18 protein-coding genes are annotated in these 24,431 nt (G+C 39.1%); all 18 read right to left on the bottom strand.

Going from position 1 to position 24,431, the window contains the following annotated elements:
• Positions 1-3: 3 nt before the first annotated feature.
• The 18 genes from prfB to LDK52_RS11050 all read right to left on the bottom strand — a co-directional run bounded on the left by prfB (position 4) and on the right by LDK52_RS11050 (position 24,414).
• Positions 4-1,108 (bottom strand): peptide chain release factor 2 gene (prfB, locus tag LDK52_RS11135; protein WP_407081813.1). Its coding sequence is split into 2 segments (ribosomal slippage): positions 4-1,032 and positions 1,034-1,108, totalling 1,104 coding nucleotides; the frame shifts between segments, so codons are not numbered across the junction.
• A gap of 55 nt (positions 1,109-1,163) precedes the next feature.
• Complete coding sequence (gene secA / locus LDK52_RS11130) at positions 1,164-3,674, bottom strand: preprotein translocase subunit SecA (protein WP_277586039.1); 2,511 nt, start codon at positions 3,672-3,674, stop codon at positions 1,164-1,166.
• An 847-nt stretch (positions 3,675-4,521) separates the two neighbouring features.
• Positions 4,522-5,079, bottom strand: coding sequence for a ribosome hibernation-promoting factor, HPF/YfiA family (gene hpf / locus LDK52_RS11125; RefSeq protein WP_277586038.1), 558 nt, complete (start codon positions 5,077-5,079; stop codon positions 4,522-4,524).
• Between the two features lie 110 nt (positions 5,080-5,189).
• Positions 5,190-5,570, bottom strand: coding sequence for a PilZ domain-containing protein (locus LDK52_RS11120; RefSeq protein WP_277586037.1), 381 nt, complete (start codon positions 5,568-5,570; stop codon positions 5,190-5,192).
• 155 nt (positions 5,571-5,725) lie between these two features.
• A complete protein-coding gene (locus LDK52_RS11115) occupies positions 5,726-6,220 on the bottom strand; it encodes a C40 family peptidase (protein ID WP_277586036.1) in 495 nt (164 codons plus the stop codon).
• Between the two features lie 179 nt (positions 6,221-6,399).
• A complete protein-coding gene (locus LDK52_RS11110) occupies positions 6,400-8,088 on the bottom strand; it encodes a methyl-accepting chemotaxis protein (protein ID WP_277586035.1) in 1,689 nt (562 codons plus the stop codon).
• Positions 8,089-8,481: 393 nt separating this feature from the next.
• Positions 8,482-9,330 (bottom strand): VOC family protein, encoded by an 849-nt coding sequence (locus LDK52_RS11105; protein WP_277586034.1) that lies wholly within the window; start codon positions 9,328-9,330, stop codon positions 8,482-8,484.
• 726 nt (positions 9,331-10,056) lie between these two features.
• Positions 10,057-10,986, bottom strand: coding sequence for a threonine/serine dehydratase family protein (locus LDK52_RS11100; RefSeq protein WP_277586033.1), 930 nt, complete (start codon positions 10,984-10,986; stop codon positions 10,057-10,059).
• A gap of 102 nt (positions 10,987-11,088) precedes the next feature.
• On the bottom strand, positions 11,089-11,670 hold the full coding sequence (gene leuD / locus LDK52_RS11095) for a 3-isopropylmalate dehydratase small subunit (RefSeq protein ID WP_277586032.1): 582 nt from the start codon (positions 11,668-11,670) through the stop codon (positions 11,089-11,091).
• Positions 11,671-11,685: 15 nt separating this feature from the next.
• Positions 11,686-13,095, bottom strand: a complete 1,410-nt coding sequence (gene leuC, locus LDK52_RS11090; protein ID WP_277586031.1) for a 3-isopropylmalate dehydratase large subunit — start codon at positions 13,093-13,095, stop codon at positions 11,686-11,688.
• 19 nt (positions 13,096-13,114) lie between these two features.
• A complete protein-coding gene (leuB, locus tag LDK52_RS11085; RefSeq protein WP_277586030.1) occupies positions 13,115-14,215 on the bottom strand; it encodes a 3-isopropylmalate dehydrogenase in 1,101 nt (366 codons plus the stop codon).
• A gap of 174 nt (positions 14,216-14,389) precedes the next feature.
• On the bottom strand, positions 14,390-15,931 hold the full coding sequence (locus LDK52_RS11080; RefSeq protein ID WP_277586029.1) for a 2-isopropylmalate synthase: 1,542 nt from the start codon (positions 15,929-15,931) through the stop codon (positions 14,390-14,392).
• On the bottom strand, positions 15,918-16,949 hold the full coding sequence (gene ilvC, locus LDK52_RS11075) for a ketol-acid reductoisomerase (RefSeq protein ID WP_277586028.1): 1,032 nt from the start codon (positions 16,947-16,949) through the stop codon (positions 15,918-15,920). The genes LDK52_RS11080 and ilvC overlap by 14 nt, the downstream gene beginning before the upstream one ends.
• 34 nt (positions 16,950-16,983) lie before the next feature.
• Positions 16,984-17,499 carry an acetolactate synthase small subunit gene (ilvN, locus tag LDK52_RS11070; RefSeq protein WP_277586027.1) on the bottom strand — a complete coding sequence of 172 codons (516 nt, stop codon included), beginning with the start codon at positions 17,497-17,499 and terminating at the stop codon, positions 16,984-16,986.
• Positions 17,496-19,247, bottom strand: coding sequence for an acetolactate synthase large subunit (gene ilvB, locus LDK52_RS11065; RefSeq protein ID WP_407081812.1), 1,752 nt, complete (start codon positions 19,245-19,247; stop codon positions 17,496-17,498). Before ilvB ends, ilvN begins: the two co-directional genes overlap by 4 nt.
• Positions 19,248-19,662: 415 nt before the next feature.
• Positions 19,663-21,330 carry a dihydroxy-acid dehydratase gene (gene ilvD, locus LDK52_RS11060; protein WP_277586026.1) on the bottom strand — a complete coding sequence of 556 codons (1,668 nt, stop codon included), beginning with the start codon at positions 21,328-21,330 and terminating at the stop codon, positions 19,663-19,665.
• A gap of 554 nt (positions 21,331-21,884) precedes the next feature.
• Positions 21,885-22,316 carry a DUF2269 family protein gene (locus LDK52_RS11055; RefSeq protein ID WP_277586025.1) on the bottom strand — a complete coding sequence of 144 codons (432 nt, stop codon included), beginning with the start codon at positions 22,314-22,316 and terminating at the stop codon, positions 21,885-21,887.
• A gap of 409 nt (positions 22,317-22,725) precedes the next feature.
• Complete coding sequence (locus LDK52_RS11050; protein WP_277586024.1) at positions 22,726-24,414, bottom strand: methyl-accepting chemotaxis protein; 1,689 nt, start codon at positions 24,412-24,414, stop codon at positions 22,726-22,728.
• Between the last annotated feature and the right edge of the window lie 17 nt (positions 24,415-24,431).

Here is a 24,431-nt window from a genome sequence, read left to right as displayed (position 1 = left end):
CTATTAATTTATTTTCGATCGTAGATAAGCGTGAATAAATGGATCGATTTCACCATCTACAACTGCATGAACATTACCACTTTCTTCATTTGTACGATGATCTTTTACCATGGAATATGGATGGAATACATATGATCGTATTTGACTTCCCCATCCAATTTCTTTTTGTTCACCACGAATTTCCAATAATTGTGCTTCTTGTTCTTCAATTTTAAGCTGATAAAGTTTAGATTTTAATAATTTCATCGCGTGTTCACGGTTTTTAATCTGTGAACGCTCCGATTGACAAGTAACAACCGTATTTGTAGGTAAATGTGTAATACGGACAGCTGAGTCAGTTGTATTAATATGTTGTCCACCAGCACCGGTTGCACGATACGTATCAACTTTCAAATCCTCTGTCCGAATATCTATTTCAATTTCATCGTTAAACTCTGGCATTACTTCACAAGAAACAAAGGAAGTATGTCGGCGTCCAGATGAGTCAAAAGGAGAAATACGAACAAGACGATGGACACCTTTTTCGGCTTTTAAATAGCCATATGCATTATGACCTTTGATGAGTAAGGTTACCGATTTAATACCAGCTTCATCTCCAGGTAAATAATCAATCGTTTCTACTTTAAAGCCACGTTTATCTGCCCAACGTTGGTACATTCTTAACAAGATAGAACCCCAGTCTTGAGACTCCGTACCACCAGCACCTGGGTGCAATTCTAAAATGGCATTATGCTTATCGTATTCTTCACTCAATAGCATTTGCAATTCAAAATCACTAAGCTTGTTGGTAAACACCTTTAACTCATTACCAAGGTCTTCTTGTAATTCTTCATCTGGCATTTCTTTGATCAATTCCAAAGTCATTTCTAAATCTTCTTGTGAAGATTCAAGACCACGATACTCTTCTACGATTGCTTTTAGTGCATTGGTTTCATTTATAACTTTTTGAGCTCCTTGTGCATCATTCCAAAAATCTGGAAATGTCATTAGCTCTTCTAACTCTTGAATACGAATCTCTTTGTTTTCTAAGTCAAAGAGACCCCCTAAAGTCTTTTAACTTTCCTGAAGTTCTATCTAATTCATTACGTACGGTTGCTATTTCGATCATTTGTATTCCTCCGACTTTCTTTTGTCTCTCTCGTTCTGCGCCTGTACTCTATTTGTTAACTTACTACACCGTGGCAGTTTTTGAATTTTTCGCCGCTGCCGCATGGACATGGGTCGTTACGTCCGACGGAAACTTCTTTGCGCACTGGTTTTTTCTTTACTGGGCCGCCTTCTTCTTTTGGATTTACAGCTTGCCCTTTTGCTACTTCTTCGCGTTCTAGGTTATTGCGAATTTCTGCTTTCATCGCATATTTCGCAACGTCTTCCTGGATAGCATCAACCATTGCTTCGAACATGGCAAATCCTTCACTTTGGTATTCGCGAAGTGGATCGGTTTGCCCGTAAGCACGCAAATGGATTCCTTGGCGAAGTTGATCCATTGCATCGATATGATCGATCCATTTGGAGTCAATAGAACGAAGTAATACTACTTTTTCGAATTCACGCATACGTTCAGCAGTCATTTCTTCTTCCTTCGCATTGTAGAAGTTAATTACTTCTTCTTTCATTTTTTCGATCATTTCTTCAGGAGTTAAAATTTCTAGATCCGATTGTTTTATTACCCCTTCAGGCAATAAATTCGCTTGAACGTAGTCTTCAATACCTTTCAAAATCCACTCAGCCTTATTCTCAGAGCTTGTATGGGAAGAAACTAAACGTTCTATTGCGCCGAATAACATGGACTCTACAAGTGCACGCATATTCTCTGTTTCTAATACTTCGTTACGTTCTTTATAAATGATTTCACGTTGTTGGCGTAGAACATCATCATATTGTAATAAACGCTTACGTGAATCGAAGTTATTCCCTTCGACACGTTTTTGCGCTGATTCTACTGCACGGGATACCATCTTGGATTGAATAGGTTGCGAGTCATCCATACCAAGTTTCGACATCATCGCACGCATATTATCAGAGCCGAACCTTCGCATTAATTCATCTTCCATCGATAGATAGAATTGTGTAACCCCAGGATCTCCTTGACGACCCGAACGACCACGTAATTGGTTATCTATACGACGTGATTCATGGCGCTCTGTACCAATAACTGCTAAACCACCGACATCAACGACACCGTCACCTAATTTAATATCTGTCCCACGACCAGCCATATTCGTTGCGATAGTGACAGATCCTATGTTTCCAGCAGTCGCAATAATTTCTGCCTCATGTTCATGGTTTTTGGCATTTAATACATTATGCTTAATACCATGTTTAGTTAACAATTTAGAAATAATTTCAGATGTTTCAATAGCTACAGTACCAATTAGAACAGGTTGACCATTTTTATTGCGTTCAGCAATATCAGCAGCTGCTGCTTCGTATTTACCATTCATTGAAGCATAGATTAAATCTGCACGGTCATCCCTTACAATGGAGCGGTTTGTTGGAATCGCAATAACATTCATATTGTATATATTACGGAATTCTTCCTCTTCCGTTTTTGCTGTTCCAGTCATACCGGACAGCTTATCGTACATACGGAAAAAGTTTTGGAACGTAATTGTCGCCATCGTCATCGATTCATTTTGGACTTCTAATCCTTCTTTTGCTTCAATTGCTTGATGAAGACCATCACTATACCGGCGGCCTTTCATTAGACGACCAGTGAACGAATCGACAATAACAACGTCGCCCTCTTGAACGACATAGTCAACATCTAGGTGCATAGAAGCATGTGCTTTCAATGATTGGTTGACTGCATGATTTAAACGAACATGAGTCAAATCAAATAAATTATCTATATTGAAAGCTTTTTCAACTTTTTCAACACCATTATCCGTTAGCGTTACACCTTTTGTCGATTCCTCATAAGAATAATCTAGTTCTTTTGTTAAAGTACGCACAAATGCATTTGCTTGTTTATAAAGAAGTGCTGCTTTGTTTGCTTGTCCGGAAATGATTAATGGCGTTCTAGCTTCATCTATTAAGATGGAGTCAACTTCATCGATTACTGCATAGTGAAGTGGACGTTGAACTTTATCTTCCTTGTACAAGACCATATTATCTCGTAAATAATCAAACCCAAGCTCATTGTTCGTGGAATACGTAACATCCGACGCATAAGCTTCCCGCTTTTCTTCTTTAGACATTGAATTTAAGTTCAATCCAACACTTAGTCCAAGGAAATTATATAATTGTCCCATCTCAGCAGCATCACGGCTTGATAAGTACTCATTAACTGTCACAACATGTGCACCGAGTCCAGTAATTGCATTCAAATAGATAGACATGGTAGAGGTTAGCGTTTTACCTTCTCCTGTTTTCATCTCTGCAATATTACCTTCGTGAAGAGCAGCTGCCCCCATAATTTGAACACGGAACGGGAACATTCCAAGAACACGTTTAGATCCTTCACGTGCTACTGCAAATGTCTCTGGCAATAAACTTTCTAAGCTTTCTCCTTTTGTATAACGGTCACGAAATTCATCTGTTTTCGAGCGTAGTTCATCATCAGTTAATGCTTCCATTTTACTTTCTAATGCTTCTACTTTGTCCGCTACTTTTTCTAATCTTTTTAGATCACGTTTATTCAAATCGAACACTTTGTTTAATACACCAAGCATCTATTTTCACTTCCCATTTAGTCTTACTCTACATTTTACCATTCGTTCGAAAGGCACGCAAATAAGGCACACTGATTAATTTGAAAAGCAGGGCAAAAAAACTCTCGGTCCGTAAAGGTCAAAACCTGTTTCTATCGTTTTCGAATGGCTTTGGACAGACGTTTTGCTATATGATTACCGAGTGAATTTTTTGTGATATTGGTTGTGACATCCGTCAAAACCAATATCACTTTTTTCCTGTAATCTTATGACATTTATCTGTCCGCCACCCTTCTGCAACTACTAGAAATAGGTTAGTGCATTTTTTGATAACTAGAGAAAAGATATTATCCTATTTATAGTAGTGTTGACAGTCTAAGTGCGCGACATCTTGGTGCTCCTGCGCAAAGCTCGTCGCAAAATAAAAAAACATTTCGCAACGACTGCCTGACCCGCATCGTGCGGGCCTGAAGATGCAATTTCGTTCGCTATTTCGCTTCTTTATTTGGCAGACACTTAACCACTAGTAAAAAAGGAAAACTACTATCTTCATCCTTCATTACACAATTTCATTCCCAAATTCAACAGACGGTTTTATCCCTGCATTAACTCGGACTACACTTCTAATATAAGCGAGAGTCTATGCAATATTTCCTAGTTGAGCCTTCGTGACCAACATCCTGTTGGCTTGGGGAGGCTGAAGCCAAGCCCGCGGAAAGCGTCCGCCTGAAGTGAAAATCAATAGTATTATTCATTCTTCTAAGTTCCATTAACTCAATGTTCAAGCTTTATTTTTATGCTTTCTTATCTTTTAAGAAAAAACTCTCCTCATAATTATGAGGAGAGTTGGATATTTGCATTTAGTTGTTTAGTTTGTTTCGATTAAGCCGTATTTTCCGTCCTTACGTTTGTAAACAATATGAGTGCCATTAGATTCAGCATCTGTGAAGATGAAGAAATTATGACCAAGCATGTTCATTTGTAACACTGCTTCTTCTTGATCCATCGGTTTTAGGTCAAATTGTTTTGTACGAACGATATTATATTCATCTTCTTCTGATTGTTCAGTAACAGCTCCTGGTGGATCGATTGTTGCAAAAAATGACGCAACACCTTCACGCTCACGGAACTTACGATTAACTTTTGTTTTATACTTTCTAATTTGACGCTCTAGTTTATCAACGATTAAATCGACTGCAGCATACATATCAGCATTACGTTCTTCTGCTCTAAGTGTTAAATTTTTCATAGGAATTGTTACTTCCACTTTAGTGTGTTTATCGTTATACACTTTTAAGTTCACGTTTGCAGTGGCTTGAATTTCTTCGTTGAAGTAACGGTCTACTTTCTCAATCTTGCCCTCAACGTATTCACGTATTGCAGGAGTTACCTCAATATTTTCTCCACGAATGTTAAAGTTTAACATGTAAACTCCTCCTTTAATTTGACTCTATATATATACTTCAACACAACCTTTAAAATATCCTTCTTATTTTAAAGATTTTATTTATTTTTTGTCGAAACTTGTAATAATATTTACTTATTTAGCTCCATTTCTTTGCGTCTACGATTTTTCAGCTCTCCAATTATCATTTTTTCACTCTCACCGTCCCCAACTAACTTAACGCCATATTCATGTCCGTATGCATTTCGGCGGGACCATACAAATTCCCCAACCATAGAAATTGGATTTGTATCTAATGTGAAATTCAATTCTACGTGATGTAATTGATCGATGGATATAAATAATTCACTGAACATCTTAATGCCATTTGGGCTAATGTCTATAATTTTACATGCCCCTTTTTTTGATAATTCCACTTCAGCATCGCCTTGATGTTGTTTGATCAGTCGAAATGTTGCATCACAAGGTTCTCCGAATGAATAACGAAAATACTCATTACGATTGTACTTCAAATCGTTTCCCCCTTTCGTTAGTGTAACTGTTACCTTTTTTTCCATTATGCCGAATTAACCAAGAATTATCAAACGATTTGAGAATTCTTATAAATTTCTTGAATATAAAAAATGTTCTATCGTAAACTATACGATAGAACAGATACTTATATGTTTTATTTGTTTAATGCTACTGTTACATCCGCAATTCGTTTAGCGCCTACATAGCGGTCTCCCCAATAATAAGGATCACTTAATTTATCGATTTTTACACCTTTGGAAGAAGATGAATGAATAAATTTGCCATCCCCTATAAATATACCAACATGAGAAACGCCTTTTCCTGATGTATTGAAAAATACTAAATCTCCAGAAACTAAATCACTTTTATCAACTTTAGATCCTGAAGCGTGCATTCCAGAAGATGTTCTTGGAAGGCTAACTCCTAAATCATTGTATACATAACTTACAAATCCTGAACAATCAAACCCAGCCTTCGTTGTCCCACCACCACGATATTTAATTCCAATCAAATCTTTGGCTGTGGCAACTAATTCCGTTGAATTTACAGAAGAACTTGCTTCGGTATTTGCGGCGAATGAAGTCGTTACTAATAGTATAGATAATAGGATTACAGCCATGACTTTTTGCGACATAGATTTTAAATTCATCGTGTTCCCCCAAGGTCAAAAATTTTCTGATAATTTCTCTAAACTCATCTTACCATTCTTTAAACCTATTTAATTTTACAGTTATGTAACAATTATATTACAAACGAAACTCAGTATTCTCAAGGGTTTAAACATAAAAAAGACTAACAAGTATAGAAAAAATACTCGTTAGGACTATTTTATATGACAAATCTAATGCTTGATTTCTCCAAAATAATCGCCTGTTCACTTACATTATTTATCAATTTGGACAGCTTCTCGATTGTTTGAACATTAGATAGAAGCATGTCTTCTGTATGTTCCATTTGCGCTGTGTTAGATTCAATTGATTCTATTAATGCAAAAATGAGTCTCTCAGAAGTGTTCTTTTCTTCTTCGATTGTTAGCATAGAATCTTTCATATGATCGTTTTGATTTTTAGAATCTCTTATATACGAAACTATTTTATCCATTTTATGATGCAGCATTTCAAACGTTTGAGCATTGTTTTTGGATGTTGATAGTCCTTCAGCAAAAACATTCGCCATCTGAGTCCCTTGTTGAGTAATAGAGTTAGAAATCTGATGAATTGTATGAGCAGTTCCAGATACTTCATCCGCAAGCTTCTTCACTTCTTCTGCTACCACTGCGAATCCTTTGCCATGTTCCCCAGATCGGGCAGCCTCTATTCCAGCATTCAGTGCCAATAAGTTTGTTTGCTTGGAGATGGTTTGAACGATTGTTGTCATGCGTGCAATTTCCTCTGTTCGGTCTTGGAGTAATTTTCTTTCTCGGTCCGCTTCTTTAAATAACGAGCGTAATTTTGCCGATTCCCCCGCAGCATTTTTCAATGCCAATGCACTTTCATCAGCCATTTGTACTGCAATAGTGGAATACTCATTCAGTTCTATTACCTTTTCTGTTACCTCACCAAAAGTACGAGAGAATTCCTCTAAAAAGGAACGAATACTGATCGATGCTTCTTTTTGCTCCAGCATGCTTCCACTAGTTTCTTGAATAGCAAGTTTCACGGTATTTGTGCTATCTACGGTTTTGCTGGAATATTCTTTTAGCTCTATGCTATTTCCACTTAATTTCTCCGCAGTTAGTTTAATCGTTTTTACGATACCTATCAGGTTGCCACGCATCTCATTCATCGCACGGGATACTTCTCCAATTTCATCGTTAGTTAAAATTTTTAACGGCTCACTATTTAAATTTCCTTGTGATATATCTTTTGCAAATAACACTACTTGGGCAAGTTGGTTTTTAACTTGTCGATTTGTTAATAACACTAAAGCAAGTGATAGTAAGCCCGCTATTAGAGATGCGCCGACTACAATAACTATTGTATTTTTCTGGCTCGCGGACATTTCCTCTATTAAAAGAATTCTTTTGTCAGATTCAAGTTGTCTAGTTTCTTCTAATATAAGCGTTAGGCTATCATATTTTTCATAGATTGTTTGAAGCTGTCTTCGTTTTGGGACATTTTCTTTATTGATCACTGATTTCTTTAAATTATTCTCATATGTAGTTTGTATGGATTGTATAGTTACTGAGAAAGTTTCCCAATCTACAGAGGGCATTTGCTTGCTAGCCTCAGTTAGTAGACTTGCTAGACTCTCTTTTGACAATTCGTACTCTTTGTCGAATTCATCTAAAGGGTCTCCTGCGAAATGAGAAATAGCAATGTATAAATTCGCTACCTCCGAACGCATAATATCTGCACTTTCGACATTTTGTGATGAAACTTCCATATCATCCGCTATTTCTTGATTGTGAATTACTTGAATGACTAATAAAACAGCCATTGCACCGAATAAGATAAAGGAACTAAAAATCGCTATTAAATACTTCATTCGCAGTGGAATAGTAGACCATTTTATCATAGGTATTCCGACCTCCCACAATGAAATATAGCATAATCCTCGAAAGAAATGAGTGTGTTTTCTGAAACTTTACATGAATTTTACAAAGACAAATCTGACAATTCGATGCAAGTTAAAAGTGACCTCTAACAATCGACCACGTTTCCTCATTATCTGCACAAAAAGGTTCCTTTAAAGTCGAATCTTGCCGATTATATTAGTTTGTCGAAAAGTGTCGGTCAGGAATGTGTAGAGAGTGACAAAATAATCAATACTGCAGGGGAAGGTCGAATTCGAACAGATTGTGTCACAGAGTTAGACCAAATAGTTGTTGAGAAAAAAGGAGCTAGCGGAAGGATTCGAAAAAAAGGGAGAAGACAAAAAAATGACTCCGATATGCTCGGAGTCATTGGTTTACTTTATAGTTAATTTAATTGTATTTTGTGAAGGATCTTTAACACTAAAAATACCGTTTTCTTCTAGAACTTCTGTTCCTAATGCTTTTAATTTAGTAATTTTAGCTTGTAGCTCTTCGTTTGTTGGATAAACTACAGAGAATGCTTTTAGCCCAACTACGTTTTCTGGTGTAGGAGGTGCTCCCACTCCAGCCCATGTATTTAAACCAATATGGTGATGGTATTTACCCGCTCCCATAAATAATGCGCCAGGGTAATTAGGCGTCATAACATCAAAACCTAATGCGATATAAAATGTTTTCGTTGCCTCTAGTTCCGAAACATGTAAATGAATATGTCCCATTACAGTCCCTGCTGGTAGTCCGTTCCATGGGGTGCTTGAACCTTCAGCAAGAATACTTTGTGCATCTATTTGAAGTGTAGCCATTTCAACAAATTCATTTTCCCATTTCCACTCAGTATCTGGACGGTCACTATAAATTTCGATTCCATTTCCGTCTGGATCATTTAAGTATAATGCTTCACTAACTAAATGATCTCCTGCTCCAACACGAATGTTAAGCTCAGCGAAATGTCTTAAAATAGCGCCTAAATCAGCACGTGTCGGTAATAATAATGCGTAGTGGTATAATCCTGCTGTTTTTTGTTGTGTCGGCATAATTTCTGCTGGTTGTTCAATAGAAAGTAATGCTGTTTTTCCATCGGCAGTTAGATAAATTTTGTCCGCTTGCTGTTCCAGTACTCTAAAGCCTATAATGTTCTCATAAAACTCAAGGGAACGTTGAAGATCAACTACTTTTAACTCTACTAGTTCTACAAATGTAATTGGTTTATTATGGTAGTTCATGTTAATTCCTCCAGTTAGATATATAGGTTACTTTTCGTAAGTAATTATATTTTAGTTACCGACGGAAGTCAAGCGATGAGTTTGGAATAAAGTTGGAGTAGTGTGAATCGCAAGGTCATGTGGCAGAATCGCAAGTTAGTCGATGAGAATCGCAAGTTCCGCGTATCAAATAGCAAGTTCAAAGGATAGAATCGCAATATAGGACGTGCAAATCGCAAGTTCGGTCTAGTACGGACTGATTTTTGTTTTGCCGTTGTGTATTTTAGTTATGCCCTATATGAATTTGGATAATCAGGAGAATTTTATTGCCTAGCATTTTAGTTAATGGAGATGTTTTCGTTATGCGCAACGTTTTTGGTTTGCGCAACTTAGCATGCCGGATGCGCAACAATTCCACCGGTACTCGCAACTTCTCGTTCTGTTCGCGCAACATTGGCGCTCGTTTGCGCTACGTTTTTGGTTTGCGCAACTTAGCATGCCGTATGTGCAACAATTCCACCGGTACTCGCAACTTCTCGGCCTGTTCGCGCAACTTTGGAGCTCGTTTGCGCAACGTTTTTGTTTTGCGCAACTTAGCATGCCGGATGCGCAACGTTTCTGTTTTGCGCAACTTAGCATGCTGTATGCGCAACAATTCCACCGGTACTCGCAACTTCAATATCCTATTCCCTCTTAACAACACCAAAACACCACTGTCCGCAATCAGATAGTGGTGTTCTAGAGTCTTTATTTAGCTAATGGCATATCTGTACATAGTTGTTGGCATTCGACTAGTTTACTTACATCGAAGTTGCCTCCGCTTACGATGATGCCGATATTTTGGGAGGAACCTGGAATGCGGTGATTCAATACTGCCGCTACAGCTGCGGCAGCTGCACCTTCGATAAGCGTTTTTTCGCGTTCGAGCGTGAAGAGAATAGCAGAGGCTATTTCTTGTTCGCTGACGGTGATTACATCGTCCACGAGTGCTTGAATAATTTTCATCGTTAAGTTGCCTGGTGTTTTCACGTTGATGCCTTCCGCAATTGTTTTGCCTTGAAATGGCAGCAGACCGTCTCCTTTTCCTTTATACGCAAAGGCAATTGCCGAGGCGTTGCTAGATTGGACGCCGATCACGCGGATATCAGGACGGATAGATTTGACTGCCAGGAGCGTTCCTGCGAGTAAACCTCCTCCGCCTGCTGGCACTACGATCGTGTCTAGCTCTGGACGTTGCTGAAGCATTTCCATCGCGACAGTTGCTTGCCCCTCGATAATCGTCATATCGTCAAAAGGATGGATGAATGTTGCTCCTGTTCGAAGTTGTTCCTCACGAGCAGCAATATATGCTTCATCAAAATTTTGTCCGATTAATTTGACAGTTGCGCCATACCCTTTCGTAGCATTTACTTTCGAAACGGGTGTTCCAAGTGGCATGAAAATTGTGACTGGCACATTTCGTGCTTTTCCTGCAAAAGCGACACCTTGTGCGTGATTCCCTGCAGAAGCAGCGATTAATCCTTTAGCACATTCTGCCTCGCTCAGTTGCGATACTTTATTCATAGCGCCTCTAATTTTAAACGACCCAGTTTTTTGTAGATTTTCTAATTTCAAAAACACATTTTTCTCGGTAATTTTATTGAATGTGGCTGATTTTTTACACGGTGTGCGATGCACGAACTCCGCTACTTTTTCAGATGCACGATATAAACCTACAGTGTCGTATGAATTCCCAACAAAACCATCTCCTAGTTAGCTTTTTTTTGAGCTCAAATTTGTTTATGCTTGAGCTACTTTATCTTCATAAGCTTTTATTTTATCCTCGTATTGGAAGGTTAATGAAATTTCGTCCCATCCATTTAGAAGCATATTCTTTTGGTAAGGATCAATGTCAAATGAATACACAACACCGTCCACACCTGTTACCGTTTGTGCTTCTAGATTAACTGCTACGTCATATACATCTTTGCTTAGCAATGATTCGACTTCGTCTACTGATAGCTTAATCGGTAAAATCCCATTTTTCATGCAGTTACTATAGAAGATATCCGCAAAGCTTGGTGCAATAACTACTCGGAAGCCATAATCCAAAATGGACCAAGGTGCATGCTCACGGGAGGAGCCACAGCCAAAATTGTCATGAGCTACTAAGATAGTAGAATCCTTATAGCGTTCATCGTTTAATACGAAGTCTTTAATCGGTTCATCATTTGCGTCGAAACGCCAGTGATAAAATAGGTATTTACCGAATCCAGTGCGTTCGATACGTTTTAGAAATTCTTTTGAGATTATTTGGTCTGTGTCGACATTCTTTTGATTTAAAGGTGTGATGACACTATTTATTTCATTAATTGGCTCCATTGGTTTTCCTCCTCCTTAAGCATTTACTAATCCAAACTTGCGAATGTCTACAATGTGACCCTCGATTGCGGCAGCTGCTGCCATTGCTGGGCTCATCAGATGCGTTCTGGAACCAGCACCTTGACGACCTTCAAAGTTTCGGTTGGAGGTCGATGCACAGTGCTCGCCTGCTGGAACGATGTCATCATTCATCGCTAGGCACATACTGCAACCTGATTCGCGCCATTCAAATCCTGCTTCTAGGAATACTTTGTCGATGCCTTCTTGCTCTGCTTGTTTTTTAACCGTTTGAGATCCTGGAACGACAATCGCTGTTACATTAGGATGTACTTTACGACCGGCAATAACAGTTGCTGCTGTACGAAGATCACTCAAACGCGCATTTGTACAAGAACCAATAAATACATTGGAGATGGCGATATCCTCTAACGGCATTCCCTGTTCTAGACCCATATAAGCAAGTGCTTTTTCATGTGCTTGCTTATCGCTTGTTTCTGCGAAATCGTAAGTAAACGGCACGCTTTGCGATACACCAGAACCCATAGAAGGATTTGTACCCCATGTAACAAATGGTTCGATTTCATCTGTAGAAATTTCTACCGTTTTATCGTAAAGCGCACCCTCGTCAGTTGCTAAAGCTAACCAACGTGCGGCTTCTTTTTCAAAAGCTTCCCCTGAAGGTACATGCTCACGACCTCGAAGGAATTCAACAGTCGTTGCGTCTGGGCTGATCAAACCTGCACGAGCCCCTGCTTCGATCGACATATTACAAATCGTCATACGCTCTTCCATGGATAGCTTACGAATCGCTTCACCAGTATATTCCACAATGTAACCTGTACCCATATCGATACCAAACTTCGAAATAATGGCTAAAATAATATCCTTTGCAGCCACCCCATAGCCAAGCTCACCCTTTACTTTTATTTGCATCGTTTTAGGTTTTGCCTGCCATAGCGTTTGTGTAGAAAGAACATGCTCTACTTCACTCGTTCCGATACCAAAAGCAATAGCACCAAATGCACCATGTGTAGATGTGTGACTGTCTCCACATACAATTGTTTTACCAGGCTGCGTTAAGCCAAGCTCTGGTCCGATAATATGAACAATTCCTTGGTCCGGATGGTCCATATTGGCAAGTGGAACGCCAAATTCTTCACAGTTTTGTTGTAATGTAGAAATTTGCTTACGCGCGATAACGTCCTTGATCTGCTCTCTATTTCGAGTTGGTACGTTATGATCCATCGTTGCATAACAAAGATCTGGCCGACGAACCTTACGATTATTTAGCCGTAATCCTTCAAAAGCTTGCGGAGATGTCACCTCATGGATTAAGTGTAAATCGATATAGAGAAGGTCTGGTTTACCTTCTTCCTCGTACACAATATGTTCATCCCAAATTTTCTCAATAATCGTTTTTGCCATTTAGTTTCTCTCCTTTTGGTTAGACATAAGAAAACATAATACTATCTGATACAAATTCGGAGTCTAATTCTTCTAAAACTTTAGCCGTCCATTCTGTAGTAGAAAGCACTCGTTTCCCTTTTATTTCTAGGTCACTTGTGAAATTACCGTCATTCAATACATTGAATACCGCTTCTTCAATTGCTGCGGCTTCAGTTTCCATTTGGAAGGATTCACGTAGCATCATTGCTACGGAAAGAATCGTTGCTGCTGGATTTGCTTTGTTTTTACCAGCAATATCAGGAGCAGATCCATGGACTGGTTCATATAAGCCGAATCCGTCCTCACGCGTACTTGCAGATGGCAGCATTCCTAAGGAACCAGTAATTACGGAAGCCTCATCACTTAAAATATCACCAAACATATTTTCAGTGACAATTACGTCAAATGAATCTGGCTTCGTGATCAATTTCATCGCAGTCGAGTCAACAAGCATATGCTCTACCTCTACATCAGGATAGCCTTGTTTTTTCTCCTCGACGATTTGACGCCATAGTTTACTAGAGTCCAAAACATTCGCTTTATCGACAGAAGCAAGCTTACCACGACGGCTTCTTGCTAATTGGAAGGCAGTATCTACAATACGTTCAATTTCAACGCGTGTGTAAACCAAAGTATCCATTGCATAATCATTTGTTAACTTACGTGGCTCTGCAAAATAAAGTCCACCTGTCAATTCACGAACAATAACTAAATCCACTGATTCTGCTATTTTCTTTTTCAGAGGAGAAGCTTCTAGTAATGCAGGAATTGCTTTTACTGGACGGATATTCGCAAACAATCCAAAATGCTTACGAATAGCTAGCAACCCTTTTTCGGGGCGCAAATGAGATGGATTTTGATCCCATTTCGGCCCACCTACTGCGCCTAAAAGGATGGCATCACTTTGACTACATGCGTTAATTGTTTCTTCTGGAAGAGGGTTTTCACAAGCATCAATCGCTGCTCCACCAATCAATCCGTATTGCAAGTTAAACGTATGGTTATAACGTTTTGCGATTGCTTGAAGCACTTTTACAGCTGCCTCTGTTACTTCTGGACCGATTCCATCTCCCGGTAATACCGTTATCGTTTTTTCCATCTCATTCACTCCCATTTTTTTGTTCTTGATTCTATTAAATAATGCTATTGATTTCCGTTCCAGGCGAACGCTTTCCGCGGGCACGGCTTCAATCTCCTCGTCACTACGTTCCTGCGGGGCTTTCAGCTCGTGCTGTTCCCGCTGGAGTCGCCGCCTTTCACTACAATCACTTAATTATTGCCCTATTACGGCTTGTTCTCTTATTTGTACATTTACTAATTGACGATTGATGGCGTTGATGTATGCTCTTGCAGATGCTTTTAATACATCCTGAGATGCGTTACGACCAGATGTTGTTTTGCCATTGAAGGTTAAGTTGATAACTGCCTCACCAAGTGCATCGCGGCCCTTAGATACAGATGAAACACGGTAGTCTAAAATGCGAACTTCGCCATTCACTATTTTTTCCAATGTGTTGAAAATCGCTTCTACTGCACCTGAACCTGCGCACGTTTCCATTACACTTTCACCAGATGGTACTTTTACAGTAATCGTAGATGCTGGAATATTGTTTTCATAGTGGACGATTAATTCCTCTAATTCATACACTTCCACTTCTCCACTCATCACTTGTTGATCAGTCAATAAAACAAATAAGTCCTCTTCTGCAATTTCTTTCTTACGATCTGCTAATTTTTTGAATGCTACAAATGCAGCATTTAGCTTTTCATCACTTAATTGGAAGCCCATCTCCGCTGCTCTTGAGAAGAATGCATGGCGGCCAGAATGTTTTCCAAGCACAAGCTCAGTTACCACATCGCCTATTAAATCAGGTGTAATAATTTCATATGTTTCCGGATTTTTCAGCATGCCATCCTGATGAATACCAGATTCATGTGCAAATGCATTTCTTCCTACAACCGCTTTATTTGGCTGAATAACAACACCTGTCAACTGACTTACTAGCTGACTAGTACGTTTCGTTTCTTTTAATATTATCCCGGAATCTGCTTGGTAATAATCACTGCGAATATGTAATGCAACAGCTACTTCCTCCAGTGCTGCATTACCCGCTCGTTCACCGATACCATTGATCGTACCTTCTACTTGCGTCGCTCCATTTTCGATAGCTGCTAATGTATTTGCAACAGCCATTCCTAAGTCATCATGACAATGAGCTGATAATTTCACTTTTTCGATACCTGTTACGTTCTCACTTAAGTATTTGAATAAAGCACCGTATTCAATAGGAGTTGCATAGCCTACCGTATCTGGGACATTGATCGTTGTTGCGCCTGCTTTAATCACTTCATTCATAATGCGTACAAGGAAATCCTTGTCTGAGCGAGTTGCATCCTCTGCTGACCATTGTACAAGAGGAAAATATTTTTTGGCTAGCTTCACAGATTCAACAGCAATTTCAATTACTTGCTCTGGTGTTTTATTTAACTTATATTGCATATGAATTGGAGATGTTGCTATAAATGTGTGCAAATGCGGTTGTACGCCACCTTTTAGCGCTTCCCATGAAGTTTCAATATCACTTTTGATCGAGCGAGCTAGACCAGTAACGATTGAATTTTTCACTGTATCTGCAATTAGTTTAACTGCTTCAAAGTCCCCGGGGGATGAAGCAGGAAACCCTGCTTCAATAACGGAAACACCATATTTTTCAAGTTGACGAGCAATTTCTAGCTTTTCTTTCGTATTTAGATTAATACCAGCTGATTGTTCGCCATCACGTAACGTTGTGTCAAAAATTTCAATTTTGCGCACTAGTCACCACTTCTTTCTTGACTTTTTTCCCTTCATTGATGAAAGGCATCATTTCACGTAATTTTGTTCCAACTGCTTCGATTTGGTGCTCAGATTCTGCTTGTTTAATAGCATTATATTTTGGACGACCTGTTTCGTTTTCTTTAATCCATTCTTTTGCGAATGTACCATCTTGAATGTCCGTTAATACTTCTTTCATACGATCTTTTACAGATGCGTCAATGATACGTGGTCCTGAAACGAAATCTCCCCACTCTGCAGTGTCTGAGATAGAAGAACGCATTGTAGCCATTCCTCCTTCGTACATTAGGTCAACGATTAGTTTTAATTCGTGTAAAGTTTCAAAATAAGCAAGCTCGGGTTGGTAACCTGCTTCTACTAATGTTTCGAAACCAGCTTTTACGATAGCAGTTGTACTACCACAAAGTACTGCTTGCTCTCCGAATAGATCTGTTTCTGTTTCTTCTTTAAATGTTGTTTCTAAAACGCCTGCACGAGCAGCTCCGATACCTTTAGCATAAGCAAGTGCTAATTCTTTTGCCCCGCCAGTTGCGTCTTGATAAACAGCGAATAATCCAGGTACTCCTGCTCCTGCTTCGAATGTTCTACGCACTAAGTGACCAGGGCCTTTTGGTGCTACTAAGAATACATCCACATCTGCTGGAGGAACGATTTGGTCAAAGTGTACGTTGAAGCCATGTGCGAACACTAATGTTTTACCAGCTTTTAATGAGGGTTGAATTTCCGCTTCATAGACTGCTTTTTGTCTTTCATCTGGCAATAAGATCATGATAACGTCTGCTTTTTCAGCCGCTTCTTTTACCGAATATACATCTAATCCGTCAGCTTTTGCTTGGTCGAATGATTTACCTGCACGAATACCTACGATTACGTCAAATCCTGAATCCTTTAAGTTTTGTGCGTGAGCGTGACCTTGTGATCCGTACCCGATGATTGCGATTTTTTTGTCCTGTAAAAGTCCTTCGTTGATATCTCCGTTATAATACATTTTAGCCATTGTTATTTCCTCCTCGAATTTGGGTTTTTTTATATTATTTTAAAATGGATAACTGTGGTGTATTTACTTTTTGTGTCTCACGAACAAATGCAGTTACGCCTGTTCTTGTAAGCTCTTTAATGCCATAAGGTTTAATCAAATCAATAAATGCATCGATTTTTTCTGGGCTACCTGTTACTTGGAATGTGACAACATTTTTCCCTGTATCAATAATAGAAGCTCGGAAAGGTTCGATGATGCTATTTATTTCCGACCTTACAGCTGGTGGCGACACGACTTTCACGAGCGCCAGCTCTCTTACAACAATTTGTTTTTCTGTAATATCATTTACTTTCAGCACGTCTATTTGTTTTTGTAGCTGTTTTAAGAGTTGCTCAAGCTTTCGTTCATCCTCCACATTTACGACAAATGTCATTTTGGATATTTGAGGATTTTCTGTATGCCCTACTGTGATGCTTTCTATGTTGAACTGACGCTTCATGAGTAGGCCAGTAACACGATTGAGAACTCCACTTTGATTGATCACGGTCACTGTTATAATTCGTTTCATTCTGGCTTCACTCCAATCATTTCATGTAGCCCTGTACCTGGAACTACCATTGGATAGACACTTTCTTTTTGTACTACTCGGCAATCGATTAATACTGGTTCATCGGATTCTAATGCCTCTTTTAGTTGAACTTTTGCGTCCTCGAACGTTTCGATCTTATAGCCTTTAATGTCATAAGCTTCTGCTAGTTTCACGAAATCTGGTTGAACTGGAATAAGGGATTGTGAAAATCTTTCTCCGTGGAATGTCTCTTGCCATTGGCGAACCATTCCAAGTGCTTGGTTGTTTAAGATAATAACTTTTACCGGAATCCTTAACTCTTGTAATAGAGATAACTCCTGTAATGTCATTTGGAAGCCTGCATCTCCTACAATGGCAACTACCTTCGCATTAGGTTTTGCTAGCTGGGCACCAATTGCTGCTGGGAAACCAAACCCCATCGTTCCAAGTCCACCGGATGTTACCCAGTTATGTGGATGGTTAAATTTATAGTACTGCGCTGTCCACATTTGATGCTGTCCAACGTCTGTAGTGACAACGGCATCTCCGTTTGTATACTGATGTACTAGCTCTAGTACTTGCTGCGGTAGCAATCCACGTTCCACACTAGCTTGATAATGGAATGGATATTGCTCCATCGAAATATTCAAGCTTTCTAACCATGCTGCCGTGTTACCATTTGGTGTATCTAGTGCAATTAGTGCTTCTAAAGCTTCTTTTGCATCCGCTACGATTGGAATTTCTGTTGGAACATTTTTCCCGATTTCTGCTGGATCAATGTCGATATGAACTACTTTCGCGTTTGGTGCAAATAAGTTTAAATTACCTGTTAGTCGGTCATCAAATCTAGCACCAACATTTATGAGTAAATCGCATGTTTGGATTGCCATATTGGCTGTATACGTTCCATGCATGCCTGCCATTCCTAGGAAAAGTGGATGATTTCCTTCGATACCACCTAATCCTAGAAGCGTATTCGTTATTGGAATTTGATATTTTTCAGCAAATGTAGCTAGTTCATCAGATGCTCTTGCAAACAATACACCTGCACCGGCAAGGATCAACGGCTGCTTTGCATTAGAAATAGCTTGCGCTGCTTTTTGAATTTGTAAAAAGTTCGGTGTAGTCGTTGGCTGATACCCTGGAAGATTTACTTCCTGCTCATCTTCACTAGGCGTTACGAACAATCCGGTAGCCATATTTTTGGGAATATCTACGACAACTGGTCCTGGACGACCTGTAGAAGCAATATGAAAAGCTTCGTTAATGATTCTTGGGAAATCTGCTACATCTTTTACTTGGTAATTATGTTTTGTAATAGGCTGCGTAATACCGATAATATCCGCCTCTTGGAATGCATCTGTACCAATCACGGTTGTAGCCACCTGCCCTGTAAATACGACAAGTGGAATCGAATCCATCATCGCATCGGCAATGCCGGTAACTAAATTTGTTGCACCTGGTCCAGAAGTGGCAATTACTACGCCAACCTTCCCAGAAACACGCGCATAGCCTTCTGCTGCGTGAATAGCTCCTTGCTCATGTCTAGCAAGAATATGCTTAATCGGATTTTTGTAGAGTGCGTCATAAATAGGTAAAACCGCACCACCTGGATAACCAAATATTACTTCAACCTGATGCTTCTTCAGCGTTTCGATAAAAACATCTGCACCATTCAACTGCATAGGAGCCTGCGTGGTTATCGGCTCTTCATAAACTTGTTCAGTTTCCTCAACGGTTAACTTCATCATTAATTCCTCCTTTTTAATCAAATCGTCCAGTTTGCTTGAAAAACTTTACTTAACTTTCGCTTTAAATTACTAAAGTTAAATTTATAAAAAAGAAAAGAATTCCACCCCACACAAAGAAACCTTCGTTCTTTTGTATAGGGATGAAATTCTTTTCATGGTACCACCCTAGTTCGTAGCGCAACCGCTACCTCGCAGACAGCAGGCAATTGCCCACTATCCATTTATAACGAGAGTAGCTAAACTACACCCGGAAGTATCTAGAAGGTTTCCCGTTCAACACTTCACTCCGAGGGGATGTCGCTAAAGGTTGTATTGTCGGTTCCCACCACACCGACTCTCTGTTAATACAAGGTTCCTTTAACTTTTGCCTCATCAATGATTTATATATTTGGTTTTTAATCAAAATTCGTTCTTAGATCTTCATTACTGCACCAGTACTAGCTGATGTTACTAGTTTTGAATATCTTGCTAAATATCCTTTTTTAATCTTTGGTTCAAATGGTTGTAAGTTTGCTTGTCTGGAAGCTAATTCCTCATCGCTAACTTGTAATTCTATCGTTCTATTTGTTAAATCAATAGCGATCACATCATCATTTTGAACTAAAGCAATCGGACCACCATCTGCAGCTTCTGGAGAAATATGTCCAATGGAAATTCCTCTAGACGCTCCTGAGAAACGACCGTCTGTAATTAGTGCAACCTTAGTTCCTAATCCGCGACCTTGAATTGCAGATGTAGGAGCAAGCATTTCTGGCATCCCCGGTCCGCCTTTTGGACCTTCATAACGGATAACTACTACATGACCTGCTTGAACAATACCGGCATCAATAGCTTCTTGTGCAGCTTCCTGTGATTCAAACACAATCGCTTTACCAGTGAACTCTTTAATAGAAGGATCTACCGCACCTACTTTGATTACTCCGCCTTCAGGGGCAATATTTCCGAATAATACGGATAAGCCTCCTACAGGACTATATGGGTTTTCTTTTCGGCGTATGACTTGATCATTTTTTATTTCTGCATCTTTGACATTTTCATAGAGTGATTTACCAGTAATCGTTAATCGATCTGGATGAACCGCTCCAGGAATCTCACAAAGTTCTTTGATAACGGCACTAACTCCTCCCGCAAGATGTACATCATGCATAGAGTAATCAGATGCTGGCATAATTTTCGTTAAGTAAGGAATACGCTTAGCGACTTCATTGATCTCTCTTACGTTGTATTCAATTTCAGCTTCATGTGCAATTGCTAATGTGTGGAGAACAGTGTTTGTTGAACCACCCATTGCCATATCTAGCGCAAATGCATCATCGATTGTTTCTTTTGTGATTAAATCTCTCGGTTTCACATCTTCCTTAACCATACGGATTAGGTGATGCGCCGCTTCTTTAATGAGGCGATGACGTTCATCTGATGTTGCTACAATCGTTCCATTCCCTGGAGGTGTTACACCTAACATTTCCATTAACGAGTTCATGGAGTTCGCTGTGAACATTCCTGAACACGAACCACATGTTGGACATGCACTTTGTTCAATATCCAGTAGTTCTTCCGCTGTCATGTCACCCGCCTTAAATGATCCTACACCTTCAAACACAGAAGTCAGTGAAAGTTGTTTACCATCAGCTGAAGTACCAGCTTCCATCGGACCACCTGAAACAAACACAGATGGGACATTTGTTCTTACAGCTGCCATTAACATTCCTGGTGTGATTTTGTCACAGTTTGGTATGTAAAATACTCCGTCGAACCAATGCGCATTAATCACTGTTTCAGCACAATCTGCAATAAGCTCACGACTCGGAAGTGAATATCTCATCCCGATGTGCCCCATTGCAATTCCATCGTCTACACCAATCGTGTTGAACTCAAATGGAATTCCACCTGCTTCACGAATTGCATCTTTCACGACCTCCGCAAATTTGTTTAAATGCATATGGCCAGGAATAATATCAATATAGGAGTTACAAACACCGATAAACGGTTTATCTAAATCTTTCGTCTTGACCCCAGTTGCGTAAAGCAAACTTCTATGTGGGGCACGATCGACGCCTTTTTTTATCATGTCACTTCTCAATTTAATCGCTCCTATACTTTCCGCTTTTGCAGCGTTTAGCTTTGCAGCTTTTAACAATTAAGTGGTTGTGAATTTTCTCACAATATTTAATATATTGTTGATATCATATCGTCTTTAAAATGTCCCGTCAACACCCTTTTTACAATTATCAGTCATTTTTGAATATTCATTATGTTTGTAATCGCTTACATCTGCGATATATCGCATTTCGCAGAAAGAATAAATAATTGTGAACTTTTTGTTAAAATGACAGGAGTATGTAAGATATCTATGTTCCTGGGGAATTGTGAAGGATAATTTTGTATGGAAGTTTCTATTATAATAGGAGATTGTTGGATTATTTGGAGGCTGGCGGAATTAGAAGTGGGGTTTTGTGAATCGCAAGTTGTTTGTGGTAAATCGCAAGGTCTAGGTCGAGAATCGCAAGTTACGGGTTGATTTTGGACCTGTTAATGGAGAATCGCAAGTCAAATTGGACGAACCGCAAGATCCACTTAGAGAATCGCAAGTTAACATGTAAAAACCCTTTCTCCACGAAGAGAAAGGGTTTTCTATTACCATAAATTAGGTTTTGCAACCATAAACCATAGCATGAGTAGTAACAATATAATATATTTCCACACGGCTGACCTTAATTTCTTTATGAGTGTATCTAAATCAATCGCTCCTGCATGAAATTCTCGTATTTTAGGCTTAAATGCACTTGCGAGAAATGCAATTGAAACTACCATCACAACAATCGTCATAATCACCCACGAGGTTGTCCATGGCCAATTCCCCTGCCAAACAAGCAGAAGCCCCGATCCAACAAGAACATGACCAGCATGTTTAACAAGACGAATTGCCGCTTGAAACACTTCTAAAGCTGTATCTAACATTTCTTTATTTTTACCTTTCATCCTATCTAATAAAGGAAATAGAACAAAAAATGGACCAATCGATAATACTGCACTAATTACATGTATGAAAATAATGAATGTATACATTTCGAAACAACTCCCTACTGCAAGTATACTCGATTTTCGTAGGTAACTTTGTGACGAGTTCTAGAATATTAGAAGGTGATTGCAAGGGAAAATAAGGGCGCTCCCTAGTTGCATTTTATAATAAATAAAGTTTTCCCTGAAGGGAGTGGGAGAATTTTTGCGCAACATTTTTTGTTTTGTCGCAATATTGCGCACTATATTCGCAATCATGGGTCTTTTGCGCAACATTCTAGTTTATCGCAACGTTGTTTGCAGTTTGCACAACGTTTTTTGTTTTTGCGCAACATTTCGGGTCGTTCTCGCAACATCCTGACCCGTTTGCGAAACATTCCAGCCGATTCTCGCAACTTCAATCCATAGACATAGAAACTACCCCTATTCGCATATACGAATAGGAGTCGCTTCTTTCTTATATTTTAAAGTGACTAACATTATTTTGTAATACTTCTGCAAGATCTGCTAAAGATTGTGCATTTGCCGAAATTTCTTCATTTGCAGCAATTTGTTGCTGGGTAGCTGCACTTGTATCATTAGCACCGTCAGCAGCAAGTGTTGCAAGTCTCTGTACTTCTAAAGCCCCTTGAGATACGGACTCCGCCATCGCTTGAATTTGTTCAATAGCTGCAGAAACCGATTCCACTTTTAGACCAACATCTCCAACTGCTTCTTCAATGCCTTGGAATACTTTTAAGGATTCTGTCGTTTTGGCGATACCCGCTTCTACTTTCTCGCCTCCAGCTGTAATAGCATGAACAGCTTTACCTGAAGCACTTTGAATCAGTTGAACCATAGAGGCTATTTCCGTTGCAGAATTCTTAGATTGCTCAGCAAGCTTACGTACCTCATCTGCTACAACTGCAAAGCCTTTCCCATATTCACCAGCTCTTGCTGCTTCAATAGCTGCATTTAAGGCCAGTAAATTTGTCTGTTCGGAAATATCCGTTATTAAAGCAGTAACGGTTTGAATGTCATTGGAATGCTTAGCCATATTTTGCATGATTATCGTTGTATCTTTAAACGTATGATGAATGGTATCCATTTGTTTGGCAACATCTGATACAACATTAGAACCTGTATGGACTAGCTTTTGTACATCTGTTGCAGACTGTAACATTTCTTCATTGCTAACAGAAATTTGACCGATACCTTGCGATAACTCTGTCAATGACTGGACAGATGTATCCATATGGTGCACTTGCTGTTCACTCGATACCATTTGGGCTTCTGCAGATTTTGCAACCATCTGAGAAGAGGCTAAGCTTTCTTCCGAGCTAGCTGAAAGCTCCTCTGCATTAGCAGCAAGCTGCATAGAAGAATCCCGAACGCCAGAAACTATGCTAAGCAAATCTTTAGTCATCGTGTTAAAAGCAATTGCCATTTCGCCTACTTCATCCTTATTTTTAATAATTACTGGCTCTACAGTTAAATTGCCAGTTGCAATTTCTGAAAGACCTGCAGTAACAAGCTTAACAGGTTTTGAAATACTTTTGCTTATGAAATAAGCCAAAATAACTCCTAATATAACTCCTAATATAACTAAACTTATAAGGAAGATTTTAGCTACTTTCTCATATCTAGCAATCTCATCTCTGGTTTTATCCATGTCCTGTTGTAAAAACTGTTCAATACCCTCTAAAGTTTTGAGTGCATCTGTATTGGTAGTTTTTGCATTTGCAGTGAATTTATTGAGCGCTGTTGTATCTTTATCCATTTTCGCCTTAATAGCATCTGCATTAATAGCAGCCAACATATCATTTTTCTTTTCAATTACTGTGATCATATCTAATGTTTCTGGGGAAAATAATTTATTGCGTAGTTCAGCAGTTAACTCATTCGTCTTTTGCTGATTTTCCTCTACACTCTTTTTCGATTCATCTGTAGTAAATAGTAAATAATCCATCAATGCTCTTGACGTGTCTTTTTGAGAAATCTCAATATCTTTTACAAGATCTACTTTAACCACTCTATCATCCAATAAAAATTGATATTTTTTACTATTATCGCCCGATGACATAATCGACAACACCGAGACTACAACTAATATTACTAATATAGTGACAAAGCCTAGCCACATTTTTTTAGCGATTGTCCATTTCATAGTTTTTCTCCTTTAAG

This window comes from Psychrobacillus antarcticus (assembly GCF_029533155.1).
GTDB classification, from domain to species: domain Bacteria; phylum Bacillota; class Bacilli; order Bacillales_A; family Planococcaceae; genus Psychrobacillus; species Psychrobacillus antarcticus.
This window is presented reverse-complemented; position numbering and strand designations above follow the sequence as displayed.